The following is a 19,295-nucleotide window of genomic DNA, read 5'->3' on the forward strand; positions in this document are numbered from 1 at the left end:
CATATGGCAGCTTCCCGTTTTCTTCTGCCCCGACCCAGCGGCCTTAAACGCTAAGGATCCGATAGGAGTCCCAGCGGGCGGGCGACCATGTGATCGACTCCACACTGTGCCCGATACACCCTTTTCACACGGTAAAAATAGTAACAAAACAGACCGATCGACGATCGATATTCGCGCCCGCGCGATAACACAGACAGACAGTCCACCCAAGCCCTTCCGGCCATGCATTTTCCGAATTCGCTCGGTAAATTACTTACACATGAACGCCGCACAAGAAGACCTTGTACGAGCCGAAACCACGAGCGAATTCATATCCGTCGACACCCCACGAGTGGAGGACGGAGCCGCGCTCTGGCGCATCGCCCGCGACTCCGAGGTCCTGGACCTCAACTCCTCGTACAGCTATCTGCTGTGGTGCCGCGACTTCGCCGCCACCTCGCTGGTGGCACGCGGCCCGGACGGCGAGCCGATCGCCTTCGTCACCGGCTACGCCCGGCCCGAGCGCCCGCGGGCCCTGGTCGTCTGGCAGATCGCCGTCGACCGGGCGTACCGGGGGCAGGGTCTCGCGGGGGTGCTGCTCGACGCGCTGACCGCAAAGGTCACCGCGGAGCGCGGCATACGGGAGATGGAGACGACCATCACCCCCGACAACACCGCCTCCGAGCGGCTCTTCACCTCCTACGCGGCACGCCAGGGCGCACACGTCGAACGCGAAGTCCTCTTCGACGGCGCGCTGTTCCCGGACGAAGCCCCGGCCGAAGCCCTGAACAGTGCCGCTGGTGGGGGCCCGCCACCGGGCCCCCACCAGCCGGAAGTCCTGTTCCGCATCGGCCCCATCGCCGTCTGACCGACCGACCTCTGGAGACCGCTGTGACCATCACCCCGCCCGCCCTGAGCGTCTTCGAGACCCTGGAGTCGGAGGTACGCAGCTACTGCCGCGGCTGGCCCGCGGTCTTCGACCGCGCGCAGGGCAGCCGCCTCCACGACGAGGACGGCCACACCTATCTCGACTTCTTCGCCGGGGCCGGATCGCTCAACTACGGCCACAACAACCCGGTGCTGAAACGCGCGCTGATCGACTACATCGAACGCGACGGCATCACCCACGGCCTGGACATGGCCACCACGGCGAAACGCGCGTTCCTGGAGTCGTTCCAGAACGTCGTGCTGCGACCGCGCGACCTTCCGTACAAGGTCATGTTCCCCGGCCCGACCGGCACCAACGCGGTCGAGGCGGCCCTCAAACTGGCCCGCAAGGTGAAGGGCCGCGAGTCCGTCGTCTCCTTCACCAACGCCTTCCACGGGATGTCGCTGGGCTCGCTCGCCGTCACCGGGAACGCCTTCAAGCGCGCCGGGGCCGGCATCCCGCTGGTGCACGGCACCCCGATGCCGTTCGACAACTACTTCGACGGACAGATGCCGGACTTCCTCTGGTTCGAGCGGCTGCTGGAGGACCAGGGCTCCGGGCTGAACAAACCCGCGGCCGTGATCGTGGAGACCGTGCAGGGCGAGGGCGGGATCAATGTCGCCCGCGCCGAGTGGCTGCGCGCGCTCCAGTCACTCTGCGAACGGCGCGACATGCTGCTGATCGTGGACGACATCCAGATGGGGTGCGGCCGTACCGGCGGCTTCTTCTCCTTCGAGGAGGCGGGCATCGTCCCGGACATCGTCACCCTGTCGAAGTCCATCAGCGGTTATGGACTGCCCATGTCGCTCTGTCTGTTCAAACCGGAGCTGGACATCTGGGAGCCCGGCGAGCACAACGGCACCTTCCGGGGCAACAACCCCGCGTTCGTGACGGCCGCCGCGGCGCTGAACGCCTACTGGGCGGACGGCCAGATGGAGAAGCAGACCCTGGCCAGGGGCGAGCAGGTAGAGCAGGCGCTGCTGGCGATGGCCGCCGAGAGCGCCGATCCCGGGGTGAGCCTCAGAGGCCGGGGACTGGTCTGGGGGCTGGAGTTCACCGACCCGGCGCGCGCCTCCGCGATCTGCGCGCGCGCCTTCGAACTGGGGCTGCTGCTGGAGACCTCGGGCCCGCGGAGCGAAGTGGTGAAGCTGCTTCCGCCGCTGACCGTCTCACCGGAGGAGCTGGACGAGGGCCTGCGGATCCTCGCCCGCTCGGTACGGGAGACGGCCTGAGCTCCGACGGGCCCGTACGCCCCGAAAGACCCGGTACACCCCGTACGCCCTGTACGCCCCGTACGTACAACACACACCACACGCACCCTCGCCGACCGAGAGAAAGGCTGCGACGCGCCATGCTCGTCCGTTCGCTCAAGGACATCGAGAACACCGACCGCCATGTCAGATCCGCCTCCGGCACCTGGGAGAGCAAGCGTCTCGTGCTCGCCAGGGAGAAGGCGGGCTTCTCGCTCCACGAGACCGTGCTCTACGCGGGCACCGCGACCTCGATGTGGTACGCGAATCACATCGAGGCCGTCCTCTGCGTGGAGGGCGAGGCCGAGCTCACCGACGACGAGACGGGCGAGACCCACTGGATCACGCCCGGAACGATGTATCTGCTGGACGGCCATGAGCGGCACACGCTCCGGCCCAGGACCGACTTCCGCTGTGTCTGCGTCTTCAACCCGCCCGTCACCGGGCGGGAGGACCACGACGAGAACGGCGTCTATCCCCTGATCACCGAGGAGGGCTGAGCCATGACGACCACCGCGCGCACCGATCCCTATCCGACCCGCGGCACGGGCGAAGTGATCACCCCGCGTCAGGATCCGGTCGTCTGGTCGGCGCCGGGCGTGCCGGGGCCCATGCTCCCGGCCGAGCTGCTGGAGTACGAGCGGGACGGGTTTCTCACCGTCCCGGAGCAGATCACCGATGCCGAGGTGGCCCTCTACCGCGCGGAGCTGGACCGGCTGATCGCCGACCCCGCCGTACGCGCCGATGAACGCTCCATCGTGGAGCCGAAGTCGCGCGCCGTGCGCTCGGTGTTCGAGGTGCACCGGCTCAGCGGGTTCTTCGCCGCGCTGGTGCGCGATGAGCGGGTGGTGGGCCGGGCCCGGCAGATTCTCGGCTCGGACGTCTATGTCCATCAGTCCCGTGTCAATGTGAAGCCGGGCTTCGGCGCTTCGGGGTTCTACTGGCACTCCGACTTCGAGACCTGGCATGCCGAGGACGGCCTGCCGCGCATGCGGACCGTCTCGGTCTCGATCGCGCTGACCGAGAACCGGGACACCAACGGCGGTCTGATGATCATGCCTGGTTCGCACCGGGCGTTCCTGGGGTGCGCGGGTGCGACTCCCGAGGACAACTACAAGCAGTCGCTCCGGATGCAGGACGCGGGCACCCCGTCGGACGCGGCGCTGACCCGGCTCGCCGATGAGCACGGCATCCGGCTCTTCACCGGCGGGGCCGGTTCGGCGACCTGGTTCGACTGCAACTGCATGCACGGTTCGGGCGACAACATCACGCCGTACGCGCGGAGCAATGTGTTCATCGTGTTCAACAGCGTGGAGAACGCGGCGGTGCGGCCGTTCGCGGCTCCGTCGCCCCGGCCGGAGTTCATCGGAGCACGGGATTTCACCCCTGTGCGCTGAGAACTCCGCGCGCTGAGGCCGTACGGGAGTCCGGGGCCCGTACGGGAACCCGGGGCCGGTCCGCGACACCGGACCGGCCCCGGGCCGCTCACCGCTCAGCCCGCGATGACGTCCAGGGCCCGGTCCGCGTCGGCCGCCGAGTTGTAGAGGTGGAAGGCGGCCCGCAGATTCCCCGCCCGCGCCGATACGACGACCCCCGCCCGGGCCAGCTCCTCGGCCCGGCCGCCCAGCCCCGGTACCGCGACGATCGCCGAGTCGCCCGGGATCGGGATGTGGCCCAGGGAGCTCAGCCCCTCCCGGAACCGCCGTGCCAGCGCCGTGGCATGGGCGTGAACCGCCTCGACGCCGATCTCCTCCAGCAGCGCCAGCGCCGGGGCGGCCCCGTGGTAGGACAGATAGGCCGGGGGCTCGTCGAAGCGGCGGGCCGAACGGGCGAACCGTTTCACCGGCCCGTAGAACGCCTCCCACGGCGATTCGGCGGCGAGGGCCCCGGCGTGCAGCGGCGCCACGGTCCGCTGCGCCTCCTCGGTGACCGTGAGGAAGGAGACCCCCCGGGGGCAGAGCAGATACTTGAAGCCGCCCGTCACGGTGAAATCCCACGCGCCCGCGTCCAGCGGCAGCCAGCCGGCGGACTGGCTGGCGTCGAGGAGCGTACGGGCTCCGTGTGCGGCTGCCGCCTCCCGTACCGCCCGCAGATCGACGATCCGGCCGTCCGCGGACTGCACCGCGGAGAAGGCGACCAGAGCGGTGCCGGGCCGTACCGCGTCGGCGAGGCCGTCCAGCGGGGCGTAGCGCGGCTTGAGATCGCCGCGGGCGATGAACGGGGTGACGACCGAGGCGAACTCCCCCTCGGGGAAGAGGACCTCGGCGCCGGGGGGCAGCGAGCTCGCGATCAGGCCGGTGTGGACCGAGACCGAGCCGCCGACCGCGACCCGGCCCTCGGATACGCCGGTGAGCCGGGCGAAGGAGCCGCGGGCCGCGCTGACCTGGCCCCAGTCCCCGGCGCCCTCCGGCCGCCCGGCCGCGAGCTCCCGCGCCAGCTCCGCCATCGCGGTGACGGCCCGGTGGGGCAGCAGCCCGCAGGTAGAGGTGTTGAGATACGCCGATTCCGGTGCGAACTCGGTACCGCCCAGGGTCTCCATGGGATCAACCCTGAGCCGCGCCTCTCCGCGGGTCAATCGAGAATCGCTGAAGGGAACCGTTCAGCAGTCCTTAAACCACACTTACGGACAGTCCACGGAATCGGCACGGGCCGTCCGGAAGCCGGGCCCGGCTTCCGGCGGCCCGGCGGCGCCTCAGTTCCGGGGGACCTCGCAGGAGCCGTCGGTGTCGCAGCCGGGGGCGTCCGCTCCGGCGGGGACGGCAGGGGTGGCAGGGGCGGCGGGGACGGGCTCCCGGTCCCGCCATGCCTGCTCCAGCGCCTGGGTGAACAGCTCGGCGGGCTGCCCTCCGGACAGCCCGTACCGCCGGTCGAAGACGAAGAACGGCACCCCGGTCGCCCCCAGCTCGGCGGCCTCGCGCTCATCGGCGCGCACCTCGTCGGCGTACGCCGCCCCGTCCGCGAGGACGGCGCGCGCCTCGGCCTCGTCCAGCCCGGCCTCGACGGCGATCGCGGCCAGCGTCCCGGGGTCGTAGACGGAGCGCTCCTCGGCGAAGTTCGCCCGGTAGGCCAGATCCAGCAGCTCGTTCTGCCGGCCCCGGGCCCTGGCCAGATGGAGCAGCCGGTGGATGTCGAAGGTGCTGCCGTGATCGCGGTCCCCGGTGAGGTAGCCGAGACCCTCGGCGTGCGCGTTCCCGGCCACATGCTCCTCCATCGCGAGCGCCTCCTCGCGGGTGCGCCCGTACTTCAGCGCCAGCATGTCCACGACGGAGCCGACATCGCCCCGGGCGCGGCCCGGGTCGAGCTCGAAGGAGCGGTGCACCACCTCGACCTGGTCGCGGTGGGCGAAGTCCGCGAGTCCCTTTTCGAAGCGGGCCTTCCCGATATAGCACCAGGGACAGGCGATATCGCTCCAGATCTCGACGCGCATGCTGTTCTCTCCAGGTCGTGCGGGGGGTTTCTACCGGGCGGGCAGCACCGCCCGTCCCTCGCACAACGTCCGAGGGGCCCGGTGGATTCCAGCGGGCCCCCAGGGTCCGCGTGAGCCGTCGCACAGGCGTGCGCCGTCGCACAGGCGTGAGCGGTCGCACGGTCCGGCAGCCCGGCAGCCCGGCAGCCCGGCAGTCCGGCAGTCCGGCCGAGTCGTTCACCCCGTCAGCTCGGCGGCCCTTCGAGGCGCCCGTCCACCCGGCGCGGCAGCCCCAGCGGATTGTCCTCGCGCAGCTCGGGCGGGAGCAGTGCGCCGGGCGTCGTCTGGTACGTCACCGGGCGCAGCCAGCGCTCGACGGCGGTGGCGCCCACGGAGGTGGCGGTGGAGGTGGTGGCCGGATAGGGACCGCCGTGGTGCTGGGCGGGGGCGACGGCGACGCCGGTCGGCCAGCCGCCGACCAGCACCCGGCCCGCGAGCGGGGTGAGCCGGGCGAGCAGCTCGCCGCCCCGGCCCTCGCCCGCGGCTTCGGCGGTGGAGAGCTGGAGGGTCGCGGTGAGATTGCCGGGCAGCCGCCCGAGCACCTCGGTGATCTCGTCGTGGGAGGTGTGGCGGACGACGACGGTGACCGGTCCGAAGCACTCTTCGAGCAGCAGATCGTGCGGCCCGGGGGCGGTCAGCGACGCTGCCGGTACGGAGAGGAATCCGGCGCTGACGGTGTGCTCGCCGCCGGGGCCGGGGGTGACGGGGGTCCGCACGGATGGCAGCGCGGCCCGTTCCCGTACTCCTTCGAGGAAGGCGGTGCGCATCCGGTGGTCGAGCAGCACTCCGGGCCCGGTACGGGCGACGGCGTCCGTCAGGGCGGTGAGCAGCCGGTCGCCCGCCGCGCCCGCCGGGACCAGGACCAGGCCGGGCTTGGTGCAGAACTGTCCCGCGCCCAGGGTCATGGAGGCGGCGAGTCCGGTCCCGAGCTCCTCGGCGCGCTCGGCGGCGGCGGCTTCGGTGACCACGACGGGGTTGAGGGAGCCGAGCTCGCCGTGGAAGGGGATCGGCACGGGCCGGGCTGCGGCGGCGTCGTACAGGGCCCGGCCGCCGCGTACGGAACCGGTGAAGCCGACGGCGGCGACGAGCGGGTGACGCACCAGCTCGACGCCCGCGTCGAAGCCGTGGACGAGGGTGATCACGTCCTCGGGGAGCTCCGACTCCCGGGCGGCCCGGCGCAGCAGCGCGGCGCAGAGTTCGGAGGTCGCCGGGTGGGCGGGGTGCGCCTTGACGACGACCGGGCAGCCGGCGGCGAGGGCGCTCGCGGTGTCGCCGCCGGGGACGGAGAAGGCGAGCGGGAAATTGCTCGCGGCGTAGACGGCGACCACGCCGAGCGGGATCCGGTAGCGGCGCAGATCCGGCCAGGGCGGGATCCGCCCGGGGTCGGCGTGGTCGATGCGGATGTCCAGAAAGGAGCCGTCGTCGACGACATCGGCGAAGGACCGCAACTGGGCGGTGGTGCGGGCGAGTTCCCCGTCGAGCCGGGCGGGTCCGAGCGCGGTCTCGGCGTCCGCGGTCTCCACGATCCGGGCGTAGGAGGCGTCCAGCAGATCCGCGGCGGTGCGCAGCAGCCTGGCCCGCCGGTTCCGGTCGGCCAGCGGGGCGCGGGCGGCGGTCGCGGCGCGGACGGAGCGGTCGACGTCGGCGGATGTGGACTCGGCGGCGACCCGCTCCCGCGGGTTCCCGGTTCGGGGGTCGACGCTCCAGACTGGTGCTGCTGTCACCGCTGCTTCCTTCCCGGAATTTCTGCGCCTTATGGCCACTCACCAGCACTTGTTCGGTATTGTGAACAACGTTCTCAATGGTGAACGGTATGAGGACTGTATTTCCGCGCGTTCCGCACGGTCAAGAAGGGGCGAAGAGCAATGTCTACGACCGATTCCGGTGGAACACAGGTCAAGTCGGCGGTGCGGACGGTGGAGTTGCTGGAGTACTTCGCGGGACGCCCCGGCATGCATTCGCTCGCCGCCGTCCAGGAGGCCGTCGGCTACCCCAAGTCCAGCCTGTACATGCTGCTGCGCACCCTGGTCGAGCTGGGCTGGGTGGAGACCGACGCGACCGGCACGCGGTACGGCATCGGGGTGCGCGCCCTGTTGGTCGGCACCTCCTACATCGACGGCGACGAGGTGGTGGCGGCGGCCCGCCCCACCCTGGACCGGCTCTCCGACGACACCACCGAGACCATTCACCTCGCCCGGCTCGACGGCGTCAATGTGGTCTATCTGGCCACCCGTCAGTCGCAGCACTATCTGCGGCCCTTCACCCGGGTGGGGCGCAGACTGCCCGCGCACTCCACCTCGCTGGGCAAGGCGCTGCTGGCCACCTACAGCGACGAGCAGGTGCGCGCCATGCTGCCGCCCACGCTCTCCTCGCTGACCGAGCACACCGTCACGGACCGCGAGAAGCTCATCGGGGAGCTGCACTCCATCCGGGAGCAGGGCTATGCGGTGGACCGCGAGGAGAACACGCTGGGGCTGCGCTGCTTCGGCATCGCGATTCCGTACCGGACCCCGGCCCGGGACGCGATCAGCTGCTCGGTGCCGGTGGCGCGGCTCACCCCGGGCCATGAGCAGATGATCAAGGACGCGCTGTTCGACGCGCGGGACCGGCTGACGCTGGCCACCCGGCGGCTGTGACCCGACGATCTCTCTAGAGGGCGCGGGTGGCGGGGAGTTCCCGGCCGCTCGCGCGGTGGGCGGACGGGCTGATGCCGCGTACCCGTTTGAAGGCCGCGCTGAAGGCGAAGCCGTCCGCGTACCCCACCCCTCGGGCCACCGCTGTGATCGTCGCGCCCGGTGCGCGCAGCCGGTCGGCGGCCAGGGTCATCCGCCAGTCGGTGAGATAGGTCAGCGGCGGCTTGCCGACCAGCGCCGAGAAGCGGCGGGCGAACACGGTGCGGGACATGCCCGCCTCGTCCGCGAGGGACGCGACCGTCCACGGCCGGGCCGGGTCCTCGTGGAGCCGCCGCAGCACATGCCCGATGTCCGGGTCGGCGAGGGCGCGGTATCCGGTGGGCGGGGTGGTGTCGGAGCGGGCGAACCATGAGCGCAGGACCCGGACGAGCAGCAGGTCCAGAAAGCGGTCGAGTACGACCTGCTGGCCCGGCTCGTCGTGCTCGACCTCGGCGGCGATCAGATCGAGGAGCGAGGCGAGACCCGGTTCGGGCCGCACCACGGCGATGGCGGGCAGCGCGTCCAGCAGCGGCGCGCACAGCTCGCCGCCGACCCGGTAGCCGGCGGTGATCAGCAGATCCGACCCGCCGCCGGAGCCGCCGCCGGGCCCGCCGGAACCAGAGGCCGAGGCCCCGGAAGCCAAGCCGTCCTCGGCCCCGCCTGAAGCGGAACCGGAAGCGGAACCGGAACCCGCGCCCGAAGCGGACCCCGCGCCAGGGCCGCCGTCGCCCACGGTGCGTCCGGTCACCCGCCAGTTGCGCCCGGAGTCCGCCGGGTCGCCGGTGAGCACACAGCGGTCCGCCCCGTCCACCAGAACCCGCGGAGCGCTCTCCGGCCGGTCCGCGACCGTATAGGGCAGCCGGGTCCTGATGAGGGCCACATCGCCCTGCCGCAGCGGGACCGCCGCGCCCTCGTCCGGTACCAGCCAGGCGTCGCCGCGCAGCATCGCGCCGAGGGCGAGGGGCGCCGGCTCGGTGAACCGCAGCCCCCAGGGCGGGGTGCTGACCGCGTTGCAGAACACCGCGCCATGGGCGCGGACACCGGCGAGATAATCATCGAGGAGATCCACAGTGGCACGATCACACAGGTAATCGGCCGTTTCAACCATGGGCCGTACGAGCGGGCCCCGGTTGACTGAAGCCATGACAGAGATGCTCGTACTCGGTTCCACCGGCAAGACCGGCAGCCGTGTCGCCCCCCGCCTCCAGGCCCTCGGCCACACCGTCCGCTCCGCCTCCCGTACCGCCGCCGGTCCCGGCGCCGTCCGCTTCGACTGGGCCGACCCCGCCACCTGGGACCCCGCCCTGGCCGGCGTCCAGGCCGTCTACTTCGTCCCCACCGAGACGCTCGGCCTGCCCGAGCGCGCCGCCTTCGTGGACCGGGCGAAGGCCGCCGGGGTCCAGCGGATCGTCCAGCTGTCGGTGCGGGGCATCGACGCCGACGGCGGCGTACCGGACACGGAGTCCGCCGTCCGCGCGTCGGGCCTGGAGTGGACCATGCTCCGGCCGTGCTGGTTCTCGCAGGACTTCGACGCGCCGGACTTCTTCCTGGCGGAGGTCCGGGGCGGCACCCTGGCCACCCCCGCCGGGGACGGCCGGGAGCCGTTCATCGACGCGGACGACATCGCCGACGCGGCGGTCGCCGCGCTCACCGGAGAGGGCCACGCGGGGAAGGTCTACGAGCTCTCCGGCCCCCGGGCGCTCACCTTCGCCGAGGCCCTGGCCCTGATCGGCGAGGCCACCGGCCGCGAGCTCGTCCACCGCCACCGCGACCCGGTCGCGTACGCCGCCGATCTGGTCGGCGCGGGGTACTCGGCCGCGGACGCCGAGGCCATCGCCGCCTTCATGGACGGCATCGGCCGCGGCGAGGACGACTACCTCAGCACGGGCGTCCAGGAGTGCCTCGGCCGCGCGCCCCGTCCGTTCGAGGAGTACGTCAGGGAGACGGCCGCCACCGGGGTGTGGAACGTCTGACGGCACGGCCTGGGAGAAGGAGCCGCCTCCGCCAGGACGGCGGAGCGGGTCCTCCCATGAGGAATCCCTGAGAAACCTGAGAATCCGGACAGTTCAGGAACCGGCACCGGAGCTCCGTCCGTTTCCCGGTGGGATGAACAAGACAATCAGGCACACCGCCGTCTTCAGTCTGCTGCTGGTGCTCGCCCTGCTGATGCGGGCCACCTGGCTCCAGGCGTTCCAGGCGAAGGCGCTCGCGGAGAACGACAGAAACCACCGTACGAAGATCGCCCAGTACGCTCAGCCGCTGGGCGACATCGTCGTGGCCGGGTCCCCCGTCACCGGCTCGGCGCCGACCGACGGCGGCGATCTCGCGTATCAGCGCACCTACACCGATGGCGCGATGTACGCGGCCGTGACCGGCTACAGCTCACAGCTGTACGGCGCCACCCAGCTGGAGGGCATCTACAGCGAGGTGCTGGACGGCACCGACAGCAGACTGAAGAACCCCGCCGAGGCGATCACCGGCAGACAGCAGGAGCCCGGCGATGTGCTGACCACCATCGACCCCGCGGTGCAGGAGGCGGGCTATCGGGCCCTCGGCGACACCAAGGGCGCGGCCGTCGCCATCGACCCGGAGACCGGCGCGATCCTCGGCATGGTGAGCACCCCGTCGTACGATCCGACCGCCATCGCCGCGCTCTCCGACCCCGATGCCGCCGCCACCTGGCAGAAGCTGCTCGACGACCCGGACAAACCGCTGGTCAACCGGGCGCTGCGGCAGCCGCTGCCGCCCGGCTCGACCTTCAAGCTGGTGGTCGCGGCGGCGGCGCTGGAAGAGGGGCGCTATGACTCGGTGGACGAGAAGACCGACAGCCCCTATCCGTACGTCCTGCCCGGCACCACCCGGGCGCTCCCCAACGACATCCCCAGTGCCCCCTGTGAGAACGCCTCCATCCGCACCGCCCTGCGGTACTCCTGCAACAACGTCTTCGCCGAGCTCGCCGCCGATCTGGGGCAGGACACGGTACGGGCGACGGCGGAGCGCTTCGGGTTCAACGACGAGGAGCTGGACGTGCCGGTCCGGGCGTACGCCAGCGTCTATCCGACCGGGATGGACGACGCGCAGACGGCGCTGACGGGCATCGGTCAGTTCGAGGTGACCGCCACCCCCCTCCAGATGGCGATGGTCTCGGCCGCGATAGCCAACGACGGGGTGATGGAGTCCCCGCACATGGTCTCCGAGGTCGTGGACTCCGCCGGTGAGACCCTCGAATCCCCCGGCGACGGCTCGTCGAAGCGGATCGTCTCCTCCCGGACCGCCGAGCAGTTGCGCAGCGCGATGGTGACCGTGGTCGAGGACGGCGGCACGGGGTCCAATGCCCAGGTCCCCGGCGCGGAGGTCGGCGGCAAGACGGGCACGGCCCAGCACGGCGAGAACAACAGCAAGACGCCGTACGCCTGGTTCACCTCGTACGCCGAGGACGCGGAGAGCGGCGAGACGGTCGCCGTCGCGGTGCTGATCGAGGACGCGGGCGGTCCGCGTTCCGAGGTCAGCGGCAACGGTCTGGCCGCGCCCGTGGCGCAGCGGATGATGGCCGCCGCGCTGAAGTGAGCCCGCCGGGCGCGCGGGCCAGCCGGCGTAAGTGAGCCCGCCGGGCGCGGACCAGCCTGCATGGGCGGGCCCGCCCGGCGCGCGGATCAGCCGGCGTAGGGGTCCGGGGTGTCGCCGCCGCGCGCCAGGAAGGCGAAGTCGCAGCCGGTGTCGGCCTGGGTGATCTGCTCGTTGTACAGCGCCCCGTATCCGCGCTCGTACCGCTCGGGCGGCGGGGTCCAGGCCGCCCGGCGGCGGGCCAGCTCCGCGTCCGGGATCTCCAGGCGCAGGGTGCGCGCCGCCACGTCGAGGGTGATCGGGTCCCCGCTGCGGACCAGTGCCAGCGGCCCGCCGATATAGGACTCGGGCGCGATGTGCAGGACGCACGCCCCGTAGCTGGTGCCGCTCATCCGCGCGTCGGAGATCCGGACCATGTCCCGTACGCCCTGCTCCAGCAGATGACGGGGGAGCGGCAGCATCCCGTACTCGGGCATCCCGGGGCCGCCCCGGGGGCCCGCGTTCTGGAGCACCAGGACATGGTCCGGGGTGATGCCGAGCGAGGGGTCGTCGATGGTGCGCTGCATGGTGCGGTAGTCGGGGAAGACCACGGCGGGCCCGGTGTGCCTCAGCAGCCGGGGCTCGGCGGCGATGTGCTTGATGACCGCGCCGTCCGGGCAGAGGTTGCCGCGCAGCACCGCGACTCCGCCCTCGGCGGCCAGCGGCCGGTCCCTCGGGCGGATCACGGCGGAATCGTGGACCAGGGCGTCCGCGAGCTGTTCCCGCAGGGTGGGGTGGGCGACGGTGGGCCGGTCCAGATGGAGCACATCCCGGATGCGGGTCAGAAATCCGGGCAGCCCGCCCGCGAAGTGGAAGTCCTCCATCAGATAGCGACCGCCGGGGCGCAGATCGGCGAGGACCGGGACCGTGCGGGCGATGCGGTCGAAGTCGTCGAGGGTGAGCCGGACCCCCGAGCGCCCGGCCATCGCGATCAGATGGATCACGGCGTTGGTGGAGCCGCCGAGCGCCAGCACGGCGGCGACGGCGTCCTCGTACGCCTCCCGGCTGAGGATCGCCGGAAGGCGCAGGTCCCGGCGGACGAGATCGACGCTCAGCCGTCCGGAGGCGGCGGCCATCCGTGCGTGGCCGGAGTCCACGGCGGGGATGGAGGAGGCCCCGGGGACGGTGACGCCGAGGGTCTCGGCGGCGGCGGTCAGGGTGGCGGCGGTGCCCATGGTCATACAGGTGCCGGGCGAGCGGGCGAGGCCGTTCTCCAGCTCGGCCAGCTCGGCGTCGCCGATCAGCCCGGCCCTCCGCTCGTCCCAGTACTTCCACATATCGGTGCCGGAGCCGAGGACTCCGCGCCGCCAGTGGCCCGGCAGCATCGGGCCCGCCGGTACGAAGACGGCGGGCAGACCGGCGCTGGCGGCCCCCATCAGCAGGGCGGGGGTGGACTTGTCGCAGCCGCCCATCAGGACCGCGCCGTCGACCGGATAGGAGCGCAGCAGTTCCTCGGTCTCCATCGCCAGCAGATTGCGGTAGAGCATCGGGGTCGGCTTCTGGAAGGTCTCGGAGAGGGTGGCGACCGGGAACTCCAGGGGGAAGCCGCCGGCCTGCCAGACCCCGCGTTTGACGGCCTGCGCCCTCTCCCTCAGATGGATATGGCAGGGGTTGACGTCGGACCAGGTGTTCAGCACCGCGATCACCGGCTTGCCGAGGTGCTCCTCGGGGAGATAGCCGAGCTGCCGGGTGCGGGCGCGATGGCTGAAGGCGCGCAGTCCCCCGCCGCCGAACCACTGGTGGCTGCGGAGCCGGGCCACCCCGGGCAGCCCGTCCGCCGCCGTGCCCGCCGGGTCGGTCATACGCCCCAGCCCCGTACCAGGGCGGCGACCCGGGCGCGCTGGTCCTCGGGCAGGGTCCGGCTGGGCGGGCGGACGTCCCGGCGGCAGAGTCCGAGCGAGGCCAGCGCCTCCTTCACCACGCTGACGTTGTTCGCGGAGTGGTCCCGGGCGCGCAGTTCCTCGAACGGCCTGATCTGTTCCCAGCGGCGCATGGCGTCCTCGTACCGGCCTTCGCGCAGCGCGTCGCGCAGGGCGAGGGAGAGCGCCGGAGCGACGTTGACCAGCCCGGAGGTGAAGCCGGTCGCGCCGCAGGCCCAGTAGGCGGGCGCGTACAGCTCGGCGAGTCCCGCGACCCAGACGAAGCGGTCGAGCCCCGCGTCGTGCGCGAAGGCGGCGAAGACGGCGGCGTCCGGGACGGCGTACTTCACCCCGACGACGTTGGGGCAGCGCCCGCCCAGCTCGGCGAGCGCGTCACCGGTGAGCCGGGGATCGCGGATGTACGGGACGACGCCCAGCTCCGGCACGGCGTCGGCGACGGCGCGGTGGTAGTCGATCCAGCCGCCCTGGGAGACATAGGGGTGGACCGGCTGATGGACCATCACCAGCCGGGCGCCGACGGCGGCGGCGTGCCGGGCCGCGGTGACGGCGGACGGGATCTCCTGGCCGACCCCGGCGACGACGACGGCCCGGCCCGCCGCCTCCTCGACGGTCACCTCGACCGCCCGCATCCGCTCCTCGGGGGTGAGGGTGTAGTACTCGCCGGTGTTGCCGCCCGGGGTGAGGGTGGTGACACCGTTGTCGATCAGCAGCCGCAGCAGGGCGCGCTGGGCCTTCTCGTCGACGGCGCCGTCCTCGGCGAACGGGGTCACGGGGATCGCCACGACATCGGCGAGCGCGGCGCGGAGTGCGTCGGTCATGCGCTGTCCTCCTGGATCGGCGGGGGATCGGTCATGCGCCGTCCTCCTGGATCGGCACGGGATCGGTCATGCGCCGTCCTCCTGGATCGGCACGGGATCGGTCATGCGCCGTCCTCCGCGGTCGGCGGGGGATCGGTCATGCGCTGTCCCCCGGGGTCGGCGTGGGAAAGGCGCGGTGTACGAAACCGGCGATGTGCCGGCGCAGGGCGCGGGCGGCGGCCTCGGCCGCGCCGTCGAGCGCGAGCCGGAGGGTCTCCCGGTGCTCGGCCGCCTCCTGCCGCCAGGACGGGTCGGCCGCCCAGGCGACGGCGGAGACCAGCGCGGCCTGGTCGCGCAGCTCGTCCAGGGTGCGCACCAGCAGCGGATTGCCGCAGGAGGAGTAGAGCGCGCGATGGAACTCGCGGTTGGCGAGGGAGCGCTCGGCCGGCCCCGCGGCCTGCTCGGCCCGTGCGAGCGCCTCGCCCGCGCTCTCCAGGACCGCCCGCGCCGGGGCCGAGGAGGCCGACCGTACGACGGTGCGGCGCAGCGCCTCGGGTTCGAGCAGCAGCCGTACGTCGTAGACCTCGTGCGCCATGGCGGTGTCGACGGTGCGCACGGTGACGCCCTTGTACTGGCTGAGCACGACGAGTCCGCTGCCCGCGAGGGTCTTGAGCGCCTCCCGTACGGGCGTCTTGGACACCCCGAACCACGCGGCGAGCTCGACCTCCACCAGGGCCTGCCCGGGGCGCAGCCGCCCGGTGAGCACGGCGTGCCGGATCGCTTCGAGCACGTACTGGGTGCGGGAGGGGACGGGGGCCGGGGCGAAGGTCATCAGCGCGCCCTCATCTCGTATATGAGATACGGCATATGACGCTAGGCGGGGCCGTGGGCCCCGTCAAGGCCGCCTGCGCCCGGGGCCCCCGGCCGGGCCCGCGCGGGGACGCGCACCCGGAAGCCGGGCCCGCGCAGGCGCGCGCCGGTCGGGGCGGCTTCACCCCAGCCGGGACAGCGCGTGCCGGACCGCGCGCAGATCCGCGTCCGAGGCCAGGCCCGCGTGGTACAGCCGCAGTTCGTTCGCGCCCAGCTCCGCCGCCCGCCGGGCGTCCTCCGCCAGCGTCCCGGGACGGCCGCCGAGCCCGCTGACCACGGAGAGGTTCGCCGCCAGCACCGCGCCCTCGGCGGCCCGGTCCGCGAACGGCTTCAGCCGGTGTGCGCCCCCGGTGCAGGGCACCACCACCCCGTCCGCGACGGAGAGGATGTGCGCCGGGTCCACGCCGGTGTCGGCGCCGCAGCGGTACGCCGCCGGATCGGCGTGCAGCAGCACCTGGAAGCCCGGCGGGGCCGCCGCCCGCACCGCCGCGACGACCTCCTCCTGGAGGGTGCGCGCGACCCGGGTCCTGACGTCCAGGGTCGCCGCGGTGAGCTCCGCGCCCAGCAGCTTCTCGATGCCCGTCTCCGGAGCCGTCCGCCCCGCCCACACCGGCTCCAGCGCCGTGCGCACCGCCGCCGCCAGCCGCCGGGGTTCCAGCCCCTGCCGTCCGTACCCCTCCCGGCAGACGGCGCAGAAGCACAGCGACATCAGATACTGGGCCGCGTCCCCGAGCGCCACCCCCGCGATCTTGTCGTGAGCGTGCAGATGCGCCAGGCCGTACCAGCCGCAGGACTCCAGTTCGGCGCCGTGCGCCCCGGGCCGGACGGCCGCCTCCGCCGCGAGAGCGGTGAGAAAGGCGCGGACGCCGGGCTGGGCGATGCAGGGCGCCCAGGGGTAGGGGTCGCCATAGGCGTTGACCACCCGGATTCCGGGATGCTCCGCGCCCAGCCGGGAGTTATGGGCCAGCACCACCCAGCTGTGGACGTCGAGGCCCGCGTCCGCGAGCGCGCTCGCGGCCCGGCCGAAGGCGTCGCCCGGCGCCCACTCCCCGGCGGGGTACGGCCGCAGCTCCCGTCCGGCCCACCGCTGCTCGTCCGGCTCGTAGAGCACGGCCGCGTGGGCCGCGGTGACGATCCGGTGCCGTGGATGGCGCGGGGTCAGCGCGCGGGTGGAGTGGTACGCGGCGGCCAGGGTGACCTGCCGGACGCCGAGGTCCGCGACCCGGGCGGCGGCGTCCGGGTCGTCGATGACGTCCCATGGGTAGAGGAAGGCGGAGGAGTTCACGCGAGCTCCGCCAGCAGCGCCCGCCCCTGCCCGATCAGCTCGGCGAGGGCGTCGACATGCGCGGGGTCCGGTTCGCTCAGCGGCGGCCGTACCCCGCCGACGTCGAGCCCTTCCAGCCGTACGCCCGCTTTGACCAGGGAGACGGCGTAGCCGCGGCCCAGGTCGCGCAGCGCGGCCAGCGGGGCGAAGAACCCGTCGAGCAGCCGGGCCGCGGTCTTGTCGTCGCCGGTGGCCAGCGCGCGGTGGAAGGCCAGGGCGATATCGGGCACGAAGGCGAAGGCGGCGGAGGAGTAGAGGGTGATCCCGACGCCCCGGTAGGCGGGGCCGGTGAGCTCTGCGGTGGGCAGCCCGTTGAAGTAGAGGAAGTCCTGCCCGGGGGCGTCCCGGCGGACGGCGGTGACGATCCGCTGCATCAGATCGAGATCGCCGTGGCCGTCCTTGAGGCCGATGATCCCGTCCGTGCGGGCGAGTTCGGCCACGGTCGGCGGGGTGAAGAGGGCGTTGTCGCGCTGGTAGACGATGAGTTCGAGACAGGTCGACGCGGCGAGCGCGGCGTAGTGGCGCAGCAGTCCGGCCTGGTCGGCGAGGACGAGATACGGCGGCAGGGCGAGCAGCCCGTCGGCGCCCGCCGCCTCCGCCGTACGCGCGTACCGGGCGGCGAGCGCGGTGCCGTAGCCGACCCCGGCGATCACCGGGACCTCGCCGTCGGCGGCGGCGACCGCGGTGGCGACGCACCGGCCGTACTCGTCCGGGGTCAGCGCGTGGAACTCTCCGGTGCCGCAGCAGACGAAGACGGCGGCGGCGCCCGCGTCCACCCCGCTCTCGACATGGGCCCGGCAGGCGTCGAGATCGATGGAGCCGTCCGGGCCGTAGGCGGTGACGGGGAAGAACAGCGGTCCCTGAACCCGGGTGAGCCGGGCGGCGAGCGGGACTGTGGTCACGGGCGCTCCCTGAGCCGTGCCCGGGCCACCCCCGACCCGTGCATCATCCTGATCGATGTCCATATCCCTGAACGCCGTCACGCTAGGGCAGCGGGACCGCGCCGGTCAAGACGGAAAACCGCGACTCAGAGGTGGAGCGGGCTGCTCCGGGCCACACTTGACGGTGCCCGGACCACCTCCCTAGCTTGTCCATGCATGTGAATGTCATCCACAGATCTGCTTTATCCGAGGAGACTCGTCCATGCCCGCTCCCCGCACCGTCCTGCTCACCGGCGCAGCAGGCGGACTCGGCACGCTGATGCGGGGGCTGCTGCCCGCGTACGGCTATGAACTCCGGCTGTTCGACGCCAGGCCCATCGAGGGCGAGCCCACGGCGATCACCGCCGAACTCGCCGACACCGGGGCGCTGCGCGAGGCGGTCCGGGGCGTCGACGCGATCATCCATCTGGCGGGCATCTCGCTGGAAGCCCCCTTCGCGAAGATCCTCCGTTCAAACATCGAGGGGACGTACAACCTCTACGAGGCGGCGCGCGAGGAGGGGGTGCGGCGGATCGTCTTCGCCTCCAGCAATCACGCCGTCGGCTTCACCCCCCGGCCCCGGGGCGAGCCGCCCTTCGGACCGGGCGAGCTGATCCCCGTCGACACGCCGCGCCGCCCCGACACCTACTACGGGCTGTCCAAGTGCTTCGGCGAGGACCTCGCCCAGCTCTACTGGGACCAGCACGGGACGGAGACCGTCTCGGTGCGCATCGGCTCCTGCTTCATGGAGCCCTCGACGGTGCGGATGCTGTCGGTGTGGATGAGCCCCGGCGACGGCGCGCGGCTCTTCCACGCCGCGCTGACCGCCGAGGACGTGGGCCACACCGTGGTCTACGGATCGTCCGCCAACACCCGGCTGTGGTGGGATCTGAGCAGCGCGCGGGCGCTCGGCTACGAGCCGCGGGACGACTCGGAGCAGTACGCCCCGGGGCTCATCGCCGAGCAGGGCGAGCTCGACCCGGACGATCCGGACCACGCCTGTCTGGGCGGCCACTTCGTCACCCGTCCGCCGATGTGGCCCCACTGAGTGGCCCAGGCGGCCGGCGACGGGCCTCCCCGGCCGCCCGGTCCGGGGGCTGAGGACGGACCGCCGAGGGCTTCGGGCCGAGCGCCAGGCGCTTCGGACCGACCGCCGCCACGGCCACCGGGCGGGTTCGCGGATACGGCCGAACGACGGTTCTCCGGACCGGGAGAAACCGGTAAGGGAACGGTAAAGCGCCCTCGCTCGTTATCCCGGCATGACAGCTATGACCCCAGGCTCGAACATCCCTCTCTCCGCCGCCCGTATCGCGGTGGACGTCGCCGCCCCCGTGCGGCTCGACGTATCGGGCCTGCTGCTCACCGCCGACGGCAAGGTGCGCTCCGACGACGACTTCATCTTCTACAACCAGCCGGCCGGCCCGGGCGTCGCCTACCGCTCCGGCGGCGGCGCGGCCCCGGACGCGATCGTGGTGGACACCTCCGCCGTCCCGCCCGGCATCGAGAAGATCGTCGTCACGGCGAGTCCGGACGCCGCGGGGCAGACCTTCCAGGGCATCGAGCCCACCGCCACCGTCCGTGACGCGGAGAGCGGCGGCGTGCTCGC

18 protein-coding genes are annotated in these 19,295 nt (G+C 72.5%); 9 read left to right on the forward strand and 9 right to left on the reverse strand.

The window, feature by feature from the left end; all coding sequences use genetic code 11:
• The first annotated feature begins 259 nt into the window (after positions 1-259).
• From ectA to thpD, 4 genes are all read left to right on the forward strand, one after another.
• Entirely contained in the window at positions 260-847 is a 588-nt protein-coding gene (ectA, locus tag FF041_RS15895) for a diaminobutyrate acetyltransferase (RefSeq protein ID WP_153523415.1), read from the forward strand.
• A 23-nt stretch (positions 848-870) separates the two neighbouring features.
• Complete coding sequence (gene ectB, locus FF041_RS15900; RefSeq protein WP_323391918.1) at positions 871-2,139, forward strand: diaminobutyrate--2-oxoglutarate transaminase; 1,269 nt, start codon at positions 871-873, stop codon at positions 2,137-2,139.
• 119 nt (positions 2,140-2,258) lie between these two features.
• A complete protein-coding gene (locus tag FF041_RS15905; protein ID WP_153523416.1) occupies positions 2,259-2,657 on the forward strand; it encodes an ectoine synthase in 399 nt (132 codons plus the stop codon).
• 3 nt (positions 2,658-2,660) lie between these two features.
• Positions 2,661-3,554 (forward strand): ectoine hydroxylase, encoded by an 894-nt coding sequence (gene thpD, locus FF041_RS15910; RefSeq protein WP_153523417.1) that lies wholly within the window; start codon positions 2,661-2,663, stop codon positions 3,552-3,554.
• 95 nt (positions 3,555-3,649) lie between these two features.
• Here thpD and FF041_RS15915 read toward each other — a convergent pair whose 3' ends face one another.
• The 3 genes from FF041_RS15915 to FF041_RS15925 form a co-directional block, all read right to left on the reverse strand.
• Positions 3,650-4,696 carry an aminotransferase class V-fold PLP-dependent enzyme gene (locus tag FF041_RS15915; protein WP_153523418.1) on the reverse strand — a complete coding sequence of 349 codons (1,047 nt, stop codon included), beginning with the start codon at positions 4,694-4,696 and terminating at the stop codon, positions 3,650-3,652.
• 153 nt (positions 4,697-4,849) lie between these two features.
• Positions 4,850-5,584 (reverse strand): DsbA family oxidoreductase, encoded by a 735-nt coding sequence (locus tag FF041_RS15920; protein ID WP_153523419.1) that lies wholly within the window; start codon positions 5,582-5,584, stop codon positions 4,850-4,852.
• Positions 5,585-5,808: 224 nt separating this feature from the next.
• Positions 5,809-7,347, reverse strand: coding sequence for an aldehyde dehydrogenase (NADP(+)) (locus tag FF041_RS15925; RefSeq protein ID WP_323391919.1), 1,539 nt, complete (start codon positions 7,345-7,347; stop codon positions 5,809-5,811).
• Between the two features lie 141 nt (positions 7,348-7,488).
• On the opposite strand from FF041_RS15925, the gene FF041_RS15930 reads away from it, so the two are divergent.
• Positions 7,489-8,259 (forward strand): IclR family transcriptional regulator, encoded by a 771-nt coding sequence (locus FF041_RS15930; protein ID WP_153480056.1) that lies wholly within the window; start codon positions 7,489-7,491, stop codon positions 8,257-8,259.
• A gap of 13 nt (positions 8,260-8,272) precedes the next feature.
• Here the strand turns inward: FF041_RS15930 and FF041_RS15935 are convergent, their stop codons facing one another.
• Positions 8,273-9,364 (reverse strand): AraC family transcriptional regulator, encoded by a 1,092-nt coding sequence (locus tag FF041_RS15935; protein WP_323391920.1) that lies wholly within the window; start codon positions 9,362-9,364, stop codon positions 8,273-8,275.
• Positions 9,365-9,437: 73 nt separating this feature from the next.
• Between FF041_RS15935 and FF041_RS15940 the strand changes: the two genes are divergently transcribed.
• Entirely contained in the window at positions 9,438-10,268 is an 831-nt protein-coding gene (locus tag FF041_RS15940) for an NAD(P)H-binding protein (RefSeq protein WP_153523421.1), read from the forward strand.
• Between the two features lie 133 nt (positions 10,269-10,401).
• Positions 10,402-11,862: a peptidoglycan D,D-transpeptidase FtsI family protein gene (locus FF041_RS15945; protein ID WP_153523422.1), complete on the forward strand. Its 1,461-nt coding sequence runs from the start codon at positions 10,402-10,404 to the stop codon at positions 11,860-11,862.
• Positions 11,863-11,948: 86 nt separating this feature from the next.
• On the opposite strand, the gene araD is transcribed toward FF041_RS15945, so the two are convergent.
• From araD to FF041_RS15970, 5 genes are all read right to left on the reverse strand, one after another.
• Entirely contained in the window at positions 11,949-13,700 is a 1,752-nt protein-coding gene (gene araD, locus FF041_RS15950) for an L-arabinonate dehydratase (RefSeq protein WP_153523423.1), read from the reverse strand.
• Positions 13,697-14,596 carry a dihydrodipicolinate synthase family protein gene (locus tag FF041_RS15955; RefSeq protein ID WP_153523424.1) on the reverse strand — a complete coding sequence of 300 codons (900 nt, stop codon included), beginning with the start codon at positions 14,594-14,596 and terminating at the stop codon, positions 13,697-13,699. The genes araD and FF041_RS15955 overlap by 4 nt, the downstream gene beginning before the upstream one ends.
• 136 nt (positions 14,597-14,732) lie before the next feature.
• Positions 14,733-15,407: a GntR family transcriptional regulator gene (locus tag FF041_RS15960; RefSeq protein WP_153523425.1), complete on the reverse strand. Its 675-nt coding sequence runs from the start codon at positions 15,405-15,407 to the stop codon at positions 14,733-14,735.
• Positions 15,408-15,566: 159 nt separating this feature from the next.
• Positions 15,567-16,730 carry a hypothetical protein gene (locus tag FF041_RS15965; RefSeq protein WP_323391921.1) on the reverse strand — a complete coding sequence of 388 codons (1,164 nt, stop codon included), beginning with the start codon at positions 16,728-16,730 and terminating at the stop codon, positions 15,567-15,569.
• Positions 16,727-17,671 carry a 5-dehydro-4-deoxyglucarate dehydratase gene (locus FF041_RS15970; RefSeq protein WP_323391922.1) on the reverse strand — a complete coding sequence of 315 codons (945 nt, stop codon included), beginning with the start codon at positions 17,669-17,671 and terminating at the stop codon, positions 16,727-16,729. The genes FF041_RS15965 and FF041_RS15970 overlap by 4 nt, the downstream gene beginning before the upstream one ends.
• A gap of 241 nt (positions 17,672-17,912) precedes the next feature.
• Here FF041_RS15970 and FF041_RS15975 point away from each other — a divergent pair, with 241 nt between their 5' ends.
• Positions 17,913-18,737: an NAD-dependent epimerase/dehydratase family protein gene (locus FF041_RS15975; protein ID WP_153523427.1), complete on the forward strand. Its 825-nt coding sequence runs from the start codon at positions 17,913-17,915 to the stop codon at positions 18,735-18,737.
• A gap of 211 nt (positions 18,738-18,948) precedes the next feature.
• Positions 18,949-19,295, forward strand: a 347-nt coding sequence (locus FF041_RS15980) for a TerD family protein (RefSeq protein ID WP_194292049.1), incomplete at its 3' end; no start/stop codon positions are given.

Source organism: Streptomyces jumonjinensis (assembly GCF_009600885.1).
In the GTDB taxonomy this organism is placed as follows: domain Bacteria; phylum Actinomycetota; class Actinomycetes; order Streptomycetales; family Streptomycetaceae; genus Streptomyces; species Streptomyces jumonjinensis.